This is a genomic window from Mesorhizobium sp. M7A.F.Ca.ET.027.02.1.1 (assembly GCF_004022985.1).
Taxonomy (GTDB): domain Bacteria; phylum Pseudomonadota; class Alphaproteobacteria; order Rhizobiales; family Rhizobiaceae; genus Mesorhizobium.
In genome coordinates this window covers 1-14612 of sequence record NZ_RZOL01000136.1, presented here as the reverse complement: position 1 = coordinate 14612, position 14612 = coordinate 1, and the positions used below count along the sequence as shown (strand labels likewise).

The following is a 14612-nucleotide window of genomic DNA, read 5'->3' as shown; positions in this document are numbered from 1 at the left end:
GCTCCAGATCCTCGAGCTGGCCGAACAGGAGGTAGCATGAATTCTCGAAAGATCCAGCGGCAGATCGGCAAGTCCGGCATATCGGCGTCGGCTGTAGGCCTGGGCACCTGGGCGATTGGCGGATGGATGTGGGGCGGCACCGACGAGAAGGAGTCGGTCAGGGCGATCGAAGCCTCGATCGATGCCGGCCTCAGCCTGATCGACACAGCGCCGGCCTACGGTCTTGGCCGCAGCGAGGCGATCGTCGGCACCGCCATCAAGGGCAAGCGCGACAAAGTGGTGATCGCGACCAAATGCGGGCTGAACTGGCATTCGGGCAAGGGCGGCCATTTCTTCGATCAGGACGGCAAGCCTGTGCATCGCTATCTCGGCGCCGACGGCATCGCCTATGAGGTCGAGCAGAGCCTGCGCCGTCTGGGCACCGATCATATCGACCTCTACATCACCCATTGGCAGGACCCGACGACGCCGATCGCCGAGACGATGGCGGTATTGGAAAAGCTCAAGGCAGCCGGCAAGATCCGCGCCATTGGCGCCAGCAATATCAGCGCCGAGGATCTTGGCCATTATATCGACGCCGGCCAGCTCGATGCGATCCAGGAGCGCTATTCGATGATCGACCGCGCCCTCGAGAGCAGCCTGCTGCCGATCACCCGCCGCCATGACATTGCCACCCTCAGCTACTCGTCGCTGGCGCTGGGGCTGCTCACCGGCACGGTCGACCCCGGCCGCACATTCGGCGGCGACGACCAGCGCAAGGACAACCCACGCTTTTCCACGGCCAACCGGCAGAAGGTCGCAAAGCTGAAAGAGGCCATCGCCCCGATCTCCGAGAGCCACCAGGCGTCGATGGCGCAGATCGTCATTGCCTGGACGCTCGCCCAGCCGGGCATCACCTTCGCCCTGTGCGGCGCGCGCAATCCCGAACAGGCGCTCGACAATGCACGGGCCGGCGAGATCACGCTTGCGGCAAGCGAGCTTGCGGCGATCGACGCCGCGGCAGCCGCGCATCTCACCGCGATGGATGCCTGAGCAAAAAAGGCAACAGCCCCAATGAACCGTAGTCATACGTTAGCCGGTCTGCGCGACCGGCCTGATATCGCCGTGCTCGTCATCGGTGGCGGCATCAACGGCATCAGCGTCTTTCGCGAACTGGCCCTCCAAGGGGTCGATGTCGTGCTGGCGGAAAAGGGCGATTATTGCAGCGGCGCCAGCGCCGCCCTGTCGCGCATGGTGCATGGCGGCCTGCGCTACCTCGAAAACGGCGAGTTCAAACTGGTGCGCGAATCGCTGCTCGAACGCGACCGGCTGCTGAGAAATGCGCCGCACTATGTGGCCCCTTTACCGACGACGGTGCCGATCTTCGACATTTTCTCGGGTCTCGCCAACGGTGCGGTGCGTTTCCTGGGGCTGACGCGGCGGCCCAGCCGGCGCGGGGCGCTGGTCATCAAGGCCGGGCTCGCCATGTATGACCTTTTCACCGCTGCACGGCGTTTGATGCCGACGCACCGGTTCAGGGGCCGCGCCGAAACCCTGAAGACATGGCCGGCGATCAACCCGGCGATCCGCAATTCGGCGACCTACTACGACGCCTGGGTGAGCCGGCCCGAGCGCCTCGGCCTGGAGATGCTGCTGGACGCCATGGCGAGCGCGACGAATGCCCGCGTCTTGAACTATGCGCAGGTGTCGTCGACAGGCGATGGCCTCGCCATTACCGACACGCTGACGGGCGAAGAGCTGCCGGTGCGGCCGCAACTGGTCATCAACGCCACCGGCGGCTGGATCGACCTGACCAACAAGTCCATCGGGGCAACGGCGCAGACGATGATGGGCGGTACCAAGGGCTCGCATCTGATCGTCGACAACGGCGAACTGTTCGACGCGCTCGGCGGCCATATGGTCTACTATGAGAACGAGGACGGGCGCATCTGCATCCTGTTTCCATATCTACGCAAGGTGCTGATCGGCTCGACCGACATCCGGGTGGACGATCCGGACCAGGTCCGTTGCGAGGAGGACGAGCAGCGCTACATCCTGCAGTCGCTCGCTTTCGTCTTCCCCTCGATCAAGGTTAGCGATGACCAGATCGTGTTCCGCTTTGCCGGCGTGCGTCCTTTGCCCGCCAGCGAAGACAGTTTTACGGGCCGCATACCGCGCGATCATTTTTGCGAGTTCGTCGAACCGGCCGGACATCTGCCGGCGACGTTGTGCATGATCGGCGGCAAGTGGACCACCTTCCGTTCGTTTGGAGCGCTGGCCGCCGATATGGCGCTGAAGCGGCTCGGCCTCGCGCGCAGCCAGGGCACGCAGGACATGGCCATCGGTGGCGGCCGCGATTTCCCCGCCGATCCGGACGCCTGGTGCGCGTCATTCGCCGCCGAGCATGGCCTGCCGGTCGAGCGCGCGCGCACACTTCTGCAGCGCTATGGCACGTCGGCCAGGGATTTCGTTTCGCACCCGGCGGGCGAACAGATGCTGCCGCGGTCGGACTATTCGGCAAACGAGATAGGGCGCATCATCGAGCGCGAGCAGGTCGAGTGCCTCGCCGACCTGTTCCTGCGCCGCACCACCATCGCCATTTCGGGCGGTCTCAGCTTCGACCTCGTCAATGCCGTTCTCGACATGCTGGCGGCGCACAAGGGCTGGAGCGCCAGCGAGGCCGCCACCGAGCGCGCGACCTTCCTCACCTTGCTGGCCTACCGGCACGGCATCGATCTCCAGACGCATCAAAGGAGCGCCCTATGCGCATAAACAAGAAAGTCCGCATGAACCGGCTGTTCGATGGCGGCCGCTGCCTCGACGTAGCCATCGATCACGGTGTCTGCAACGAGCCGAGCTTCCTTGCCGGGCTGGAAGACATGGCCGGTGTGGTCAATCAGTTGGTCAAGGCCGGCCCCGACGCCATCCAGATGAACTACGGCCAGGCCGATCTGCTGCAGGCCGTGCCTGGCAAGGACAAGCCGGCGCTGGTGATGCGCATCGACATGGGCAATCCCTATAACAGGATACGCCACCGGGCGATGTGGGCGGTGCTGCAGAACGAAGCCGAGCCCTTGCTTGGCGCCATCGAGATGGATGCGGCTTGCGTCGTGGTCAATCTGTTCATGCTGCCCGACGAACCCGACCTGTTCCGGCAATGCGTGCAGAACATCGCCCGCGTGCGCGCCGATTGCGAGAAATACGGCCTGCCGCTGATGATCGAGCCGCTGGCCATGCTGCCGGTCGCAGAGCATGGCGGCTACATGGTCGACGGCGATGCCGAAAAGATCGTCACCTTGACCCGGCTTGCCCGTGAAATGGGCGCCGATATCGTCAAGGCCGATCCGACCACCGATCCCAACGACTTCCACCGCGTCGTCGAGGCGGCGCGCTGCCCGGTGCTGGTGCGCGGCGGCGGCAAGGAGGATCTGCGTGCCGTGTTCGACAAGTCGGCCGCCTTGATGGCACAGGGTGCGCTTGGCATGGTCTATGGCCGCAACATCTACCAGCACGCCAACCCGAGCGCTGTCGTGCGCGGGCTGATGGCGATCATTCACGACGATGCCGATGGCAGCACGGCCTGGGATCTGTACAACCAGGCCTAGGCTGCGGCCTCGGGAGGCGCCAATGGCAAGCTATATTCTCGGTCTCGATGCCGGCAACACCGTCATCAAGGCTATCCTCTTCGACCTGTCCGGCCGCGAACTGGCATTCGCCGCCCGTGACGGCCGCTCATCCATGCCAAAGCCCGGACATGTCGAACGCGACCTCGACGAACTCTGGCGCAACGCGGTCTCGGTCATTGGTCAATGCATTGCTGAAGCCGGCATCGACGCCGGCGAGATCGTCGCCATCGGCTGCGCCGGCCATGGCAACGGGCTCTACGCGCTCGATCGCACGGGCGCGCCATTGATCGGCATCCAGTCGCTCGACACACGCGCGGTCGACATCGTCGCCGAATGGGCAAAAGAGAATGTCGGCGACCGCACCTATGCACATTGCCTGCAACGGCCGTGGGCGGCGCAGACGCCGACCCTGCTTGCCTGGCTCAAGCGCTTTTCGCCGGCCTTGTTCGCCAGCATCGGAACTGTATTCCTGTGCAAGGATTTCGTCGTCAACCGCCTGACCGGCGCGCGCAGCAGCGATAGTTCAGATATGTCGGGCTGCGGCCTGCTGCAGATGCAGGACCGCCGCTACGAGCCGGACCTGCTTGCCGCCTATGGGCTCGGCGATTGCATGGACCTGCTGCCGCCGGTGCTGGAATCGGCCGACATTGCCGGTCATGTCAGAGCGGAGGTGGCGGCCCTGACGGGACTGCGCGCCGGCACGCCGGTCGTCGCCGGGCTGTTCGATGTCGTCGCCAGCGCGGTCGGTTCGGGCGTGACCAGAACCGGCGCCGCATCGGTTATCGCAGGGACCTGGAGCATCAACCAGGTCATCACCGACGAACCGATCCGCGACCAGTCGATCTTCATGCTGTCGACTTTCGACCGCCAGCGCTATCTGGCGATCGAATCCAGTGCCACCTCGGCCGCCAATCTCGAATGGATCGTTCGCGAATTCCTCGAACATGGTGGCGAAGCCGGCAAGTCGCCGTTCGAATTGTGCAGCGAACTGGTGGCGTCCGTCGATCCCAACAGCGACATCCCGATCTATCATCCCTTCCTCTACGGCTCGCAGCAGAATGGCCATGCGCGCGCCGGCTTCTACGGCATCGCCGGCTGGCACAGCCGGGCCCATCTGCTGCGTGCGCTGTTCGAGGGCGTTGCCTTCGAGCATAAGCGCCATGTCGAGACCTTGCACAAAGCGGGCGCTAATTTCGACCAGGTGGTGCTGTCGGGCGGCGGCTCGCGCAGCAGCGTCTGGCCGCAGATATTCGCCGATGTGCTCGGCGTGCCCGTCACCGTGGCGCGCAGCCGCGAAACCGGCGCGCTGGGAGCGGCGATCGCGGCGGGCACCGGCGTCGGCATTTTCGCGGACTACAGCGCAGGTGCCGCCGCCATGACTGCGGCCGCCCGACATTTTGTACCCAACGAGGCGGTTGCCGATGCATATGCGGGACGGTATCGACTGTACGGCGAGATCAACCAGGCGATGACCCCGATGTGGGAGCGCATCGCCGGACAGCAGGCGCGCACGTGACCGAAGCTCCACCGTCCCCGTTCGGCAGTTACGACTACGTCATCGTCGGCGCCGGCTCCGCCGGCTGCGTGCTCGCCAACCGGCTCTCCGCCGATCCGCGCAACAATGTGCTGCTGCTCGAGGCCGGCGGCAGCGACCGCTATCACTGGGTCGATATCCCGATCGGCTATCTCTTCTGCATGGGCAACCCGCGCACCGACTGGATGATGAAGACCGAGCCGGAAGCCGGTCTCAATGGACGCAGCCTCAACTATCCGCGCGGCAAGGTGCTTGGCGGCTGTTCATCGATCAACGGCATGATCTACATGCGCGGCCAGGCAGCCGACTACGATGGCTGGCGTCAGGCCGGCAATGCCGGCTGGGGCTGGGACGACGTGTTGCCCTATTTCCTCAAATCGGAAGACTATCACGGCGGCAAAGGCGCCATGCACGGGAGCGGCGGCGAGTGGCGGGTCGAACGGCAACGGCTGTCATGGCCAATCCTTGACGCCTTCCGGGACGCGGCCGAGGAACTCGGCATTCCGCGCACCGAAGACTTCAACACCGGCACCAATGAAGGCTCGGGCTATTTCGAGGTCAACCAAAGGAAGGGCGTGCGCTGGAACACATCGAAGGCCTTCCTGCGCGGTATAGCGGCGCGCAAGAACCTGCGCGTGGTGCTCGGCGCGGAGACCGAACGGCTCGAATTCGACGGCCGGCGCGTCACCGGCCTGATTTTCCGCCGAGGCGGCCGCCTGCATCAGGTCCGCGCTGGACAGACGATCCTTGCGGCCGGTGCCATCAACTCGCCGAAGCTGCTCGAACTGTCGGGGGTGGGCCGCCCCGACCTGCTTTCGAGCATCGGCGTGGATGTTCGTCACGCCTTGCCGGGCGTCGGAGAAAACCTGCAGGACCATTTGCAGATCCGCACCGTCTTCAAGGTCGCCAACACCGCCACGCTCAACCAGCGCTACCACAATCTGGTCAGCCGTGCGTCGATGGGGCTGGAATACGCGCTCAAGCGCAGCGGGCCGCTGTCGATGGCGCCGAGCCAGCTCGGCATCTTCGCCAGGAGCGATCCGCGCCTCGCAACGCCCGATCTCGAATATCATGTGCAGCCGTTGAGCACCGACCGTCTTGGCGAGCCCCTGCATCGCTTTCCCGCGGTCACCGTCTCGGTCTGCAATCTGCGTCCGGAAAGCCGGGGCAGCGTGCACATGGGTTCAGCCGACGCGCGGGAGGCGGCGAAGATCCGGCCGAACTATCTTTCCACCGAGGGAGACCGCAGCGTGGCCGTCGCGTCGTTGCGCCATGTCCGCAGCCTGATGAAGGCACAGGCGGTGGCGCGCTTTGCGCCGGAAGAGATGCTGCCCGGCACGCAGTATGACAGCGACGAAGAGCTCATCCGCAAGGCCGGCGATATCGGCACGACGATTTTCCACCCCGTCGGCACCTGCAAGATGGGTTCGGATACGATGGCGGTGGTCGACGAGGGCCTGCGTGTTCACGGGCTTGGCGGGCTGCGCGTGGTCGATGCCTCGATCATGCCGACAATCGTCTCGGGCAACACCAACTCGCCGGTCGTCATGATCGCGGAAAAGGCAGCCGAGATGATCCTGCAAGAGGCCCGCTGACCGCCATCGGCTTCAAGCCGCGGCAACACCGCGCGATCGCCGTCTCTCGGCCGCCGCGAGCAGATCGACGAAGGTGCGCACCTTGGCGGGCCGGAACCGGGCCGGCGGAAAGACCGCGTGGATGCCGCCTGACGGCAGGCTCCAGTCGGCAAATGCCGGCACCAGCCGCCCCTCGGCGATATCGTCGCTGACGCTGTAGTCCGGAAAGACGCCGAGCCCGATGCCGGCGAGCACGCAAGCCAGGGCGGCGGGGCTCTTGTCGCACATGATGACCGGATTGAGTTCGGTCAGCACCGTCTCAGTGTCCCTGGAAAACAGCCATTGGCCGATGCCGCGCAACTGGGTGTTGCCGACCCAGGCCAGCGATCTTGCCTGGCGCGGCGTCACGTCGGGCGGCAGGCTCGCCGCGAAGCCAGGGCTCGCCACCACGATCTGCCGGATCGTCCCCAGGCGCCGCGCCTGGTTCGAGGAATCGGTGAGCCAGCCGACGCGGATGCCGAGATCGATCTGCTCGTCCACCAGATTGCTGACGGCGTCGTCGAAGATCGCCTCGACGCGCATATGCGGGTAGGTTCTGAGATAGGCGGCCATGACCGGAGCCACGATCTTGGTGCCGTAGTCGAGTGGCGCCGTCAGCCTCAGCGTTCCGCTCGGTTCGACGGCCCCGCGCGAGATTTCGCCATAGGCCGCCTCCGCTTCGCGCAGGATGATCATCGCGCGGTCATAGAAGAGGCGGCCCTCTTCGGTCGGCGTGACACGCCGGGTCGTGCGCTGCAGCAGCGTTGCGCCCAGTTCCTCCTCGAGCTTGCCGATCTGATGGCTGACCACGGCCTTGGCGACGCCAAGCCGGTCGGCCGCGGCAGTGAAAGAGCCGGTTTCCATCACCGTGGTGAAGTAGGCGAGCCGATTGAGGTTCAGAAGTTCGGCCAAGCTGGCAGCCTTTGTATGATCAGATCAGACAGTTTGTATAATTGGGCGCCATTTATCGCAAGGCTGCCGTCTGCCACATATGAGCGACGGCCTCGACGAGTCCGGTGGCCGGGCAGGAATGGCAGCGACTATGAGCAATTCAGAAGTGACCTATCTTTTCGATCCGCTCTGCGGCTGGTGCTATGGCGCCACCCCGATGCTCGACCGGTTGTCGGCCGCCGGCCTGAACGTCGAACTGCTGCCGACCGGCCTGTTTTCCGGCGCCGGCGCGCGTCCGATGGATGAAGGCTTTGCGGCGCATGCCTGGGCGAACGACCAGCGCATCGAGCGCCTGACCGGACAATCCTTCACGCCGGCCTATCGGCACAATGTCCTCAATGTCCGTGGGACCCTGCTCGATTCACATGCCGCCACACTCGGCATCAGTGCCGCTGGCCTGGAAGATCCCAGCCGCCGGCTTGCGGCGCTGAAGACGATCCAGCATGCGCGCTATGTAGAAGGACGCGATGTCGTGACGATCGGCGGTGTGGCCGAGGTGCTCGCCGCCGCCGGCATGGCGGACGCCACCGAAATGCTCAAGGCGCCGACCGAAACATTGCTGACGGCTCACCGCGATCTGGTTGGCCGTGGCCGTGCGCTGTTCCAGCGCCTGCATGCCGATGGCGTGCCTTCGCTCTCGGTCATCCGCAATGATGCGCCCCGGCTCATCGGTTCGAACGCGCTGTTCGGCAGCTTCGACAATCTTGTCGCCCATATCGCGGCGGCGTGATCCCATCCTCCAGACCCCCAACAAGAAATAAGGAAACAGACATGGCAAAAGTCGCTCTCATTGGTGCATCGGGCGCTGTCGGTTCGCGCCTTCTCAGGGAACTCTCCGATCGCGGCCACACCGTCACCGGCATTGCGCGCAACCCGGAAAAGATCGTCGCCCTTCCGGGCGTGACGGCCAGGAAAGGCGATGTCTTCGACAGACAAGGTCTCGCGGACCTGATCCGCGGCCATGACGCGGTGATCAGCTCCGTGCATTTCCTGGACAGCGATGCCGATACGCTGATCGAGGCGGTGCGCGCCTCCGGCGTGAAGCGCTATCTGATCGTCGGCGGCGCCGGCAGTCTCGAAGTCGCACCGGGCAAGCGGCTGGTCGATAGCCCCGACTTCCCTGATATCTACAAGGCCGAAGCGCAGAAGGGCGCCGACTTCCTGGACAGATTGAAGACGGTCGACGACCTCGATTGGACGTTCCTGTCGCCATCCGCCATGTTCGTGCCTGGCGAGCGCACAGGCAAATTCCGCCTCGGCAAGGATACACTTCTCGCCTCCGACAAGGGCAGCAGCATTTCCTTCGAGGACTATGCGATCGTCATGGTCGACGAGATCGAGAAGCCGGCCCATATCAGGCAGCGCTTCACCGTCGGCTATTGAGCGAACGGGTGGCGGCGGCCGGGTCTCAATCGGGGCCGGCCGACGCCAGCCGCATCAGGGTCCGGTTCAATCTCGGTGCTGCCGCCACCAGCGCCTTGCCGATGGCCGATTGCGGTGCGTCGATGACGGTTTGGGCATCGCAGTTTTCGGCAATCCGTCCGGCATCGAGAAGGATGACGCGGTGGGCGACCGACCTGATGACGCCGAGATCATGTGAAATGAAGAGATAGGCGATCTTTTCCTGGCGTTGCAGGTCGAGCAAAAGCTCGAGGATCTCCCCGCGTACGGAGACGTCGAGCGCCGACACCGCCTCGTCGAGCACGATCAGCGACGGCTTCGTGGCGATGGCGCGGGCAATGGCGACGCGCTGCCGCTGGCCGCCGGAGATTTCGTGGATGGCGCGTGGGGCGAGATCAGCCGTCAGCCCGACGCGCTCCAGCAAGGCGGCGATGCGGCGCGGCCGCTCGCCGCGGGAGGCGATGCCATGGATGCGCAAGGGATCGTCGAGCACACGCGCCACCGTGGCGCGCGGATTGAAGGCGGCCAATGGGTCCTGGAACACCATTTGCAGGCGTGCGCGGCGTGCTCGCAGCTTGGCGCCGCTCAAGGCCAGGAAATCACTGCCCTCGAAGTCGATGCGTCCGTCGTCCGGCTCGATCAATCGCAGCACCAACCGCGCGATCGTCGACTTGCCGCTGCCGGAAGGTCCGGCCAACGCCAGCGTCTCACCGGGGTCGATGTGAAAGGAGACATCGTCGACGGCAGCAATGGTCTTGCCGCCGCGATGGTAGCGCTTGGTGAGGTTGGACACCGCCAGCAGCAGGCTCATGCGTGGAGCCCGGCTCGGTCCAGCAACGGCCTGGTGTCGAGGCCTATATGGGCGTCGAGCAATGCACGCGTATAGGGCTGGGCCGGGGCGCCGACAATCTGCGCCGTCATGCCAAGCTCGACCAACTGGCCATGACGGAAAACGGCGATGCGCTCGGCAAGCTCGGCCGCCAGCGCGATGTCGTGGCTGATGAACAGCAGCGTCATGCCGTCCTCGGTCACCAGGCGCCTGATCAAGGCGACGATCTCCGCCTGCACGATGGTATCGAGCGCGCTGGTCGCTTCGTCGGCGATCAGCAACTTCGGACCGGCCGCAATGGCGGCGGCGATCGCCACACGCTGCTTCTGGCCGCCGGAAAGCTGATACGGGAAGGCGCGCAAGGCTGAGTCCGGGTCCGGCAGCCGGACGCGCTCGAGCAGGCTTTTGGCCTTGGCATAGGACTGGGACCAGGTGAGGCCGAGATGGGTGCGGGCGACTTCGGCGATTTGCTTGCCGATGGTCATGACAGGATCGAGGCTGGCTGAGGGGTCCTGGAATACGAAGCCGATGTCGCGGCCGAGGCGGGGGATGTAGCTCTGTTTGAGGGAAGACTTTCGGACTTCGCGCCTACGAGGCCCCCCTCTGTCCTGCCGGACATCTCCCCCTCAAGGGGGGAGATTACGCCCTTATTTCCGCCTTCGCCAATCACCAACGTTGCAGGAGATGAGCCGACAGCGAAACTGCCAATCTCCCCCCTTGAGGGGGAGATGTCCGGCAGGACAGAGGGGGGCGCCTTGGCGCCCAACGGCGGATGTAAGAACCAATCGATCCGCCCATCAACCTTGGCGGACGCAGGCAGTAGCCCGGCAATCGCCAGTGCCAGCGTGCTTTTGCCTGAACCGCTTTCGCCGATGATGGCGAGGCGTTCGCCATTGGCAATATCGAGGCTTACACTCCTCAGCGCTGCCACCTCATTGCCGTCACGCCGGTAGGTCACCGTCAGGTCGCGGATCGAAGCGAGCGTGGTCACGACAGGCCTCTCCTGACCGCTGTCGTCTCGACAATGCCTTCGCCGGCGAGATAGACGCCGAGCACGGTCAGCACCAGCGCTATGCCCGGGACAATCGACAGGAAGGGTGCGGTACGCAGGACAGCGCGGCCTTCGGCGATCATTCCGCCCCAGGTGACCCGGTTGGGGTCGCCGAGGCCGAGGAACGACAACGCCGCTTCGGTGAGGATCGCGGCGGCGACGATCACCGACGACATCGCCAGCACCGGCGGCAGGGCATTGGGCAGCACCTCGCGAAAGGCGATCGCCAGCGGGTGCATGCCGATGACCCTCAATCCGGCGACATAATCGCGTTCGCGAATGGAGAGGACTTCCGCGCGGGCGACCCGAGCAGGTCCGGTCCAGGTGCCGAGCGCGATGGCAATCACGACGACGCCGAGCGACGGTCCGACGACGCTGACGAAGGCCAGTGCCAGCAGGAAGCTCGGCACGGTCTGGAAGGCGTCGGTGATGCGCATCAGCACCTCGTCGACGAGGCCGCCGGCAAAGCCGGCCAATGTGCCGACCACGGCGCCGACGACAAGTGCGGCGGCCGCGGCCGCGAGCCCGACAGCCAGCGATGTGCGGGCGCCATGAAAAAGCTCGGCCAGCACGTCGCGGCCAAGCCGGTCGGTGCCCAGCGGCAGCGACCAGTCCTGGAACGGCGGCAGCAGCGCCGGGCCGGCGATGGCCTGCGGATCGCCGGGGAACAGCAGCGACGCCGACAGCGCCATGGCGATCAGCGCCGCCAGGAGCATGGCGCCGGCGACCGCCTCGGGCGTGCGCAGAAAGCGGCGGAGCGGGCTCACGCACCGGCCTCGCTGGCGCCGACGCGCGGATCGAGCAAGGCGTAGGCGATGTCGACGAGCAAATTGATGACGATGACCAGGACGGCGCTGGTGAGGATAATGCCGAGCAGAAGCGGCGTATCGCGGGAGGCGACCGCCTCCTGCGCCAGCCGGCCGAGGCCGGGCACGGAAAAAACGCTCTCGATGACGACGCTGCCGCCGAGCATCTGCGCCGACTGCAGGCCGAGCATGGTGACCAGCGGCAGCAGTGCATTGCGGGCGACGTGGGCGAGCACGATGCGGCGGCGTGACAATCCCCTGGCGCGCGCGGCCAGGACGAAATCCAGGCGCCAGACCTCGGCCATACCGGCGCGCATCATGCGCAGATAGAGCGCCAGATAGATGAAGCCGAGGGCGGAAACGGGCAGGGCGAGATGGACGGCGATGTCGGCGGCGCGGTCAAGACCGGACTTGTCAGAGGCCAGGGTTTCGATGCCGCCGATCGGCAGCCAGCGCAGGTCGACGGCAAAGACGACGATCAGCACCAGGCCGAGCCAGAAACCCGGCACTGCATAGAGCGCCAGCGAGCCGATCGACAGGAAGCGGTCGCGGAAGCTGCCCGGACGCGCGCCGGCATAGATGCCGAGTGCCGAGCCGAGCCCGAAGGAAAGCGCGGTGGCGCTGACCATCAAAAGCAGCGTGTTGGGCAGGCGTTCGAGGATCACGTCGCGGATCGGCCTGGAGAAGGTCACCGACTGCCCGAGATCGAGATGCAACAGCGCCCAGAGGTAATTGGCGAGCCGCGTCAGCTCCGACTGGTCGAGGCCCCAGCGATGTCGCAACAATTCGATCATGCCGGCGTCGCCACCAGTCGAGACGATATAGGCATCGACCGCATCGCCGGGGGCGGCCTCGAGCAAAAGGAACGTGCCGATGACGACGATCAGCAGCACGAAGATGCTGCCGACGAGGCGACGGCGGAGCAGCGTGAGGGCGCGGGTCATGGGGGCGTCGGAGGCTTGGCACTGAGTCGCCCAAGAGAGATGTCGCGCCTGAGCGCCCCCCTCTGTCCTGCCGGACATCTCCCCCTCAAGGGGGGAGATCGGAAGTCATTTATGGTTTCGCCAATGTTCGACGCTGCAGGAAAATCAGCCGACGGTGCGGCCAGCCAATCTCCCCCCTTGAGGGGGAGATGTCCGGCAGGACAGAGGGGGGCCTCGTAGGGCTCAACGCCTACGCTGATTTCGCGAATTTTCATCCGCGCAATTCTGTCACGATTCCAAATACGTGTCCGCCCAGTTCGACACCGCCCAGCGCGGGTTGTTGGCGATGTTGCCGACCGTGTCGCGCGCGACGCTGATAAAACTCCATTCGGCGACGTTGATCAGCGGCAGGTCGGTGGCCACCTCCTTCTGGAATTCCTTGTAGAGGTCGGTGCGGGCTGATGTATCGAGCGTCTCCGACGCCTTGGCGATGAGCGCGTCGAGCGCGTCGTTCTTGTAGCCGCCCTGGTTGGAGAACGGCACGCCGTCCGGAATGCCGCTCTGCACCAGAATGGTGGTCGAGATCGCCGGATCGCCGCGGAACACCGGCGGGCCGACAGCGAGGTCGAAGGCGTGGTCGGTGTAGACCGCCTTGATGTGCGCGGCCGAGTCGTTGTTGACCAGCTGAGCATCGATGCCGATGGCGGCGAGCGCCTGGCGCAGATAGTCGCCGAACTGCTTGGTCTCGTTGAAATAGGGCGCAGGCAGCAGCTTGAGCGAAAAGCGGTTGCCGTCGGCGCCTTTCTTGTAGCCAGCCTCGTCAAGCAGCGCGTTGGCCTTGGCGACGTCGAAGGCATAGGTCGGCACGTCGGCGGTGTAGAATTGCGGATCGTTCTTCGGCACCGGGCCGGTGGCTGTCGCGGCATAGCCGAGGAACACCGTCTTGACGACGAAATCCTTGTCGATGGCATGCGCGATCGCCTGGCGGACTTTGACGTCGGCCAGTTCCTTGCGGCGATGGTTGATCTCGACGACAAGCTGATAGGTCAGCCCTTCATAGCCCTTGGAAATCACCTTCAGGCCCGGCACCTTGGAGATGCGGTCGAGGTCGGCCAGCGGCACGGCGGAAAAGGCCGCCAGCTGAATCTCTTCAGCCTCCAGCGCGCTCGCCGCTGACGTGCGATCCGGCAGCACCTGATAGATGATCTCGTCGAGATAGGGCTCGTCCTTGCCCCAGTAATCGGTGTTCTTCGTCAGCCGGTAATATTGGCCGGCCTTGTGCTCGCCGAATTTGAACGGTCCGGTGCCGATCGGCGCGTTGTTGGCCGGGTTTTCCGCGATCTTGCCGACCTCATAGATGTGCTTCGGCACCACGCTGCTCAGCGCCGGCAGCGCGTTGCGGATCAGTTGGAACGGCGTCGGCTTGGCGAACTTAAACACGGCGGTGAGATCGTCGGGGGTGTCGACGCTGGCCAGATCCTTGAACACAGTGCGGCCGAGATTCTGCAGCGGCTTCCAGATCTGCAGCGCCGAGAAGGCGACGTCGGCCGAGGTGAACGGCTTGCCGTCATGCCATTTGACGCCGTCGCGCAGTTTGAACGTCACCGAGAGCCCGTCGGCGGCACCTTCCCAGCTCAGCGCCAGCCGTGGCGCGAGACCGTCCTTGCCGTCGAAGGAGGCTTCGGCCAGCGTTTCGACGATCTTGCTGGAGATGAAGAAGACGCCGTTGGAGGCGACGATCGCCGGGTTGAGGTTGCGCGGTTCGGAATCGGCGGCAAGCACCAGCCGCCCGCCCTTCTTTGGCGTCTGCGCCCAGCCCGGTGCCGGCATTGCGGTGGAGGCCAGCAGCATTGCCGAGCCGGCAAGCATCGTGCGTCTGGAAATCGTGAAACCTGACAT

12 protein-coding genes and 2 pseudogenes are annotated in these 14612 nt (G+C 65.1%); 7 read left to right on the top strand and 7 right to left on the bottom strand.

The features are described 5' to 3' along the window. Nucleotides 1-36 precede the first annotated feature (36 nt). From EN749_RS16610 to EN749_RS16590, 5 genes are read left to right on the top strand one after another with little or no spacing between them, the layout of a single operon-like run. On the top strand, nt 37-1032 hold the full coding sequence (locus tag EN749_RS16610; RefSeq protein ID WP_128289675.1) for an aldo/keto reductase: 996 nt from the start codon (nt 37-39) through the stop codon (nt 1030-1032). Between the two features lie 21 nt (nt 1033-1053). Then, nucleotides 1054-2751 carry a glycerol-3-phosphate dehydrogenase/oxidase gene (locus EN749_RS16605; protein ID WP_128289676.1) on the top strand — a complete coding sequence of 566 codons (1698 nt, stop codon included), beginning with the start codon at nt 1054-1056 and terminating at the stop codon, nt 2749-2751. Between the two features lie 14 nt (nt 2752-2765). Next, nucleotides 2766-3584 (top strand): aldolase, encoded by an 819-nt coding sequence (locus EN749_RS16600; protein WP_189367568.1) that lies wholly within the window; start codon nt 2766-2768, stop codon nt 3582-3584. A gap of 22 nt (nt 3585-3606) precedes the next feature. After that, nucleotides 3607-5121 carry an FGGY-family carbohydrate kinase gene (locus tag EN749_RS16595; protein ID WP_128363558.1) on the top strand — a complete coding sequence of 505 codons (1515 nt, stop codon included), beginning with the start codon at nt 3607-3609 and terminating at the stop codon, nt 5119-5121. Continuing rightward, entirely contained in the window at nt 5118-6734 is a 1617-nt protein-coding gene (locus EN749_RS16590) for a GMC family oxidoreductase (protein WP_128363557.1), read from the top strand. Before EN749_RS16595 ends, EN749_RS16590 begins: the two co-directional genes overlap by 4 nt. Before the next feature lie 12 nt (nt 6735-6746). On the opposite strand, the gene EN749_RS16585 is transcribed toward EN749_RS16590, so the two are convergent. Then, a complete protein-coding gene (locus EN749_RS16585) occupies nt 6747-7664 on the bottom strand; it encodes a LysR family transcriptional regulator (protein ID WP_128363556.1) in 918 nt (305 codons plus the stop codon). Between the two features lie 130 nt (nt 7665-7794). Between EN749_RS16585 and EN749_RS16580 the strand changes: the two genes are divergently transcribed. Further along, on the top strand, nt 7795-8433 hold the full coding sequence (locus tag EN749_RS16580) for a DsbA family protein (RefSeq protein WP_128363555.1): 639 nt from the start codon (nt 7795-7797) through the stop codon (nt 8431-8433). A gap of 41 nt (nt 8434-8474) precedes the next feature. Further along, entirely contained in the window at nt 8475-9086 is a 612-nt protein-coding gene (locus EN749_RS16575) for an NAD(P)-dependent oxidoreductase (protein WP_127322455.1), read from the top strand. 25 nt (nt 9087-9111) lie between these two features. Here EN749_RS16575 and EN749_RS16570 read toward each other — a convergent pair whose 3' ends face one another. The 6 genes and pseudogenes from EN749_RS16570 to EN749_RS16545 all read right to left on the bottom strand — a co-directional run. Then, nucleotides 9112-9915, bottom strand: coding sequence for a dipeptide/oligopeptide/nickel ABC transporter ATP-binding protein (locus EN749_RS16570; RefSeq protein ID WP_128363554.1), 804 nt, complete (start codon nt 9913-9915; stop codon nt 9112-9114). Then, nucleotides 9912-10475, bottom strand: a pseudogene (locus tag EN749_RS38825) (ATP-binding cassette domain-containing protein); the annotation flags it as partial. The pseudogene EN749_RS38825 and the gene EN749_RS16570, both read right to left, overlap by 4 nt. A 239-nt stretch (nt 10476-10714) precedes the next feature. Further along, nucleotides 10715-10924 (bottom strand): annotated as a pseudogene (locus EN749_RS38815) (ATP-binding cassette domain-containing protein); the annotation flags it as partial. Beyond that, entirely contained in the window at nt 10921-11751 is an 831-nt protein-coding gene (locus EN749_RS16555) for an ABC transporter permease (RefSeq protein WP_128363553.1), read from the bottom strand. The gene EN749_RS16555 and the pseudogene EN749_RS38815, both read right to left, overlap by 4 nt. After that, nucleotides 11748-12734, bottom strand: a complete 987-nt coding sequence (locus EN749_RS16550) for an ABC transporter permease (protein ID WP_128363552.1) — start codon at nt 12732-12734, stop codon at nt 11748-11750. Before EN749_RS16550 ends, EN749_RS16555 begins: the two co-directional genes overlap by 4 nt. Before the next feature lie 267 nt (nt 12735-13001). Continuing rightward, the coding region (locus EN749_RS16545) for an ABC transporter substrate-binding protein (protein WP_128363551.1) at nt 13002-14612 on the bottom strand (1611 nt) is incomplete at its 5' end.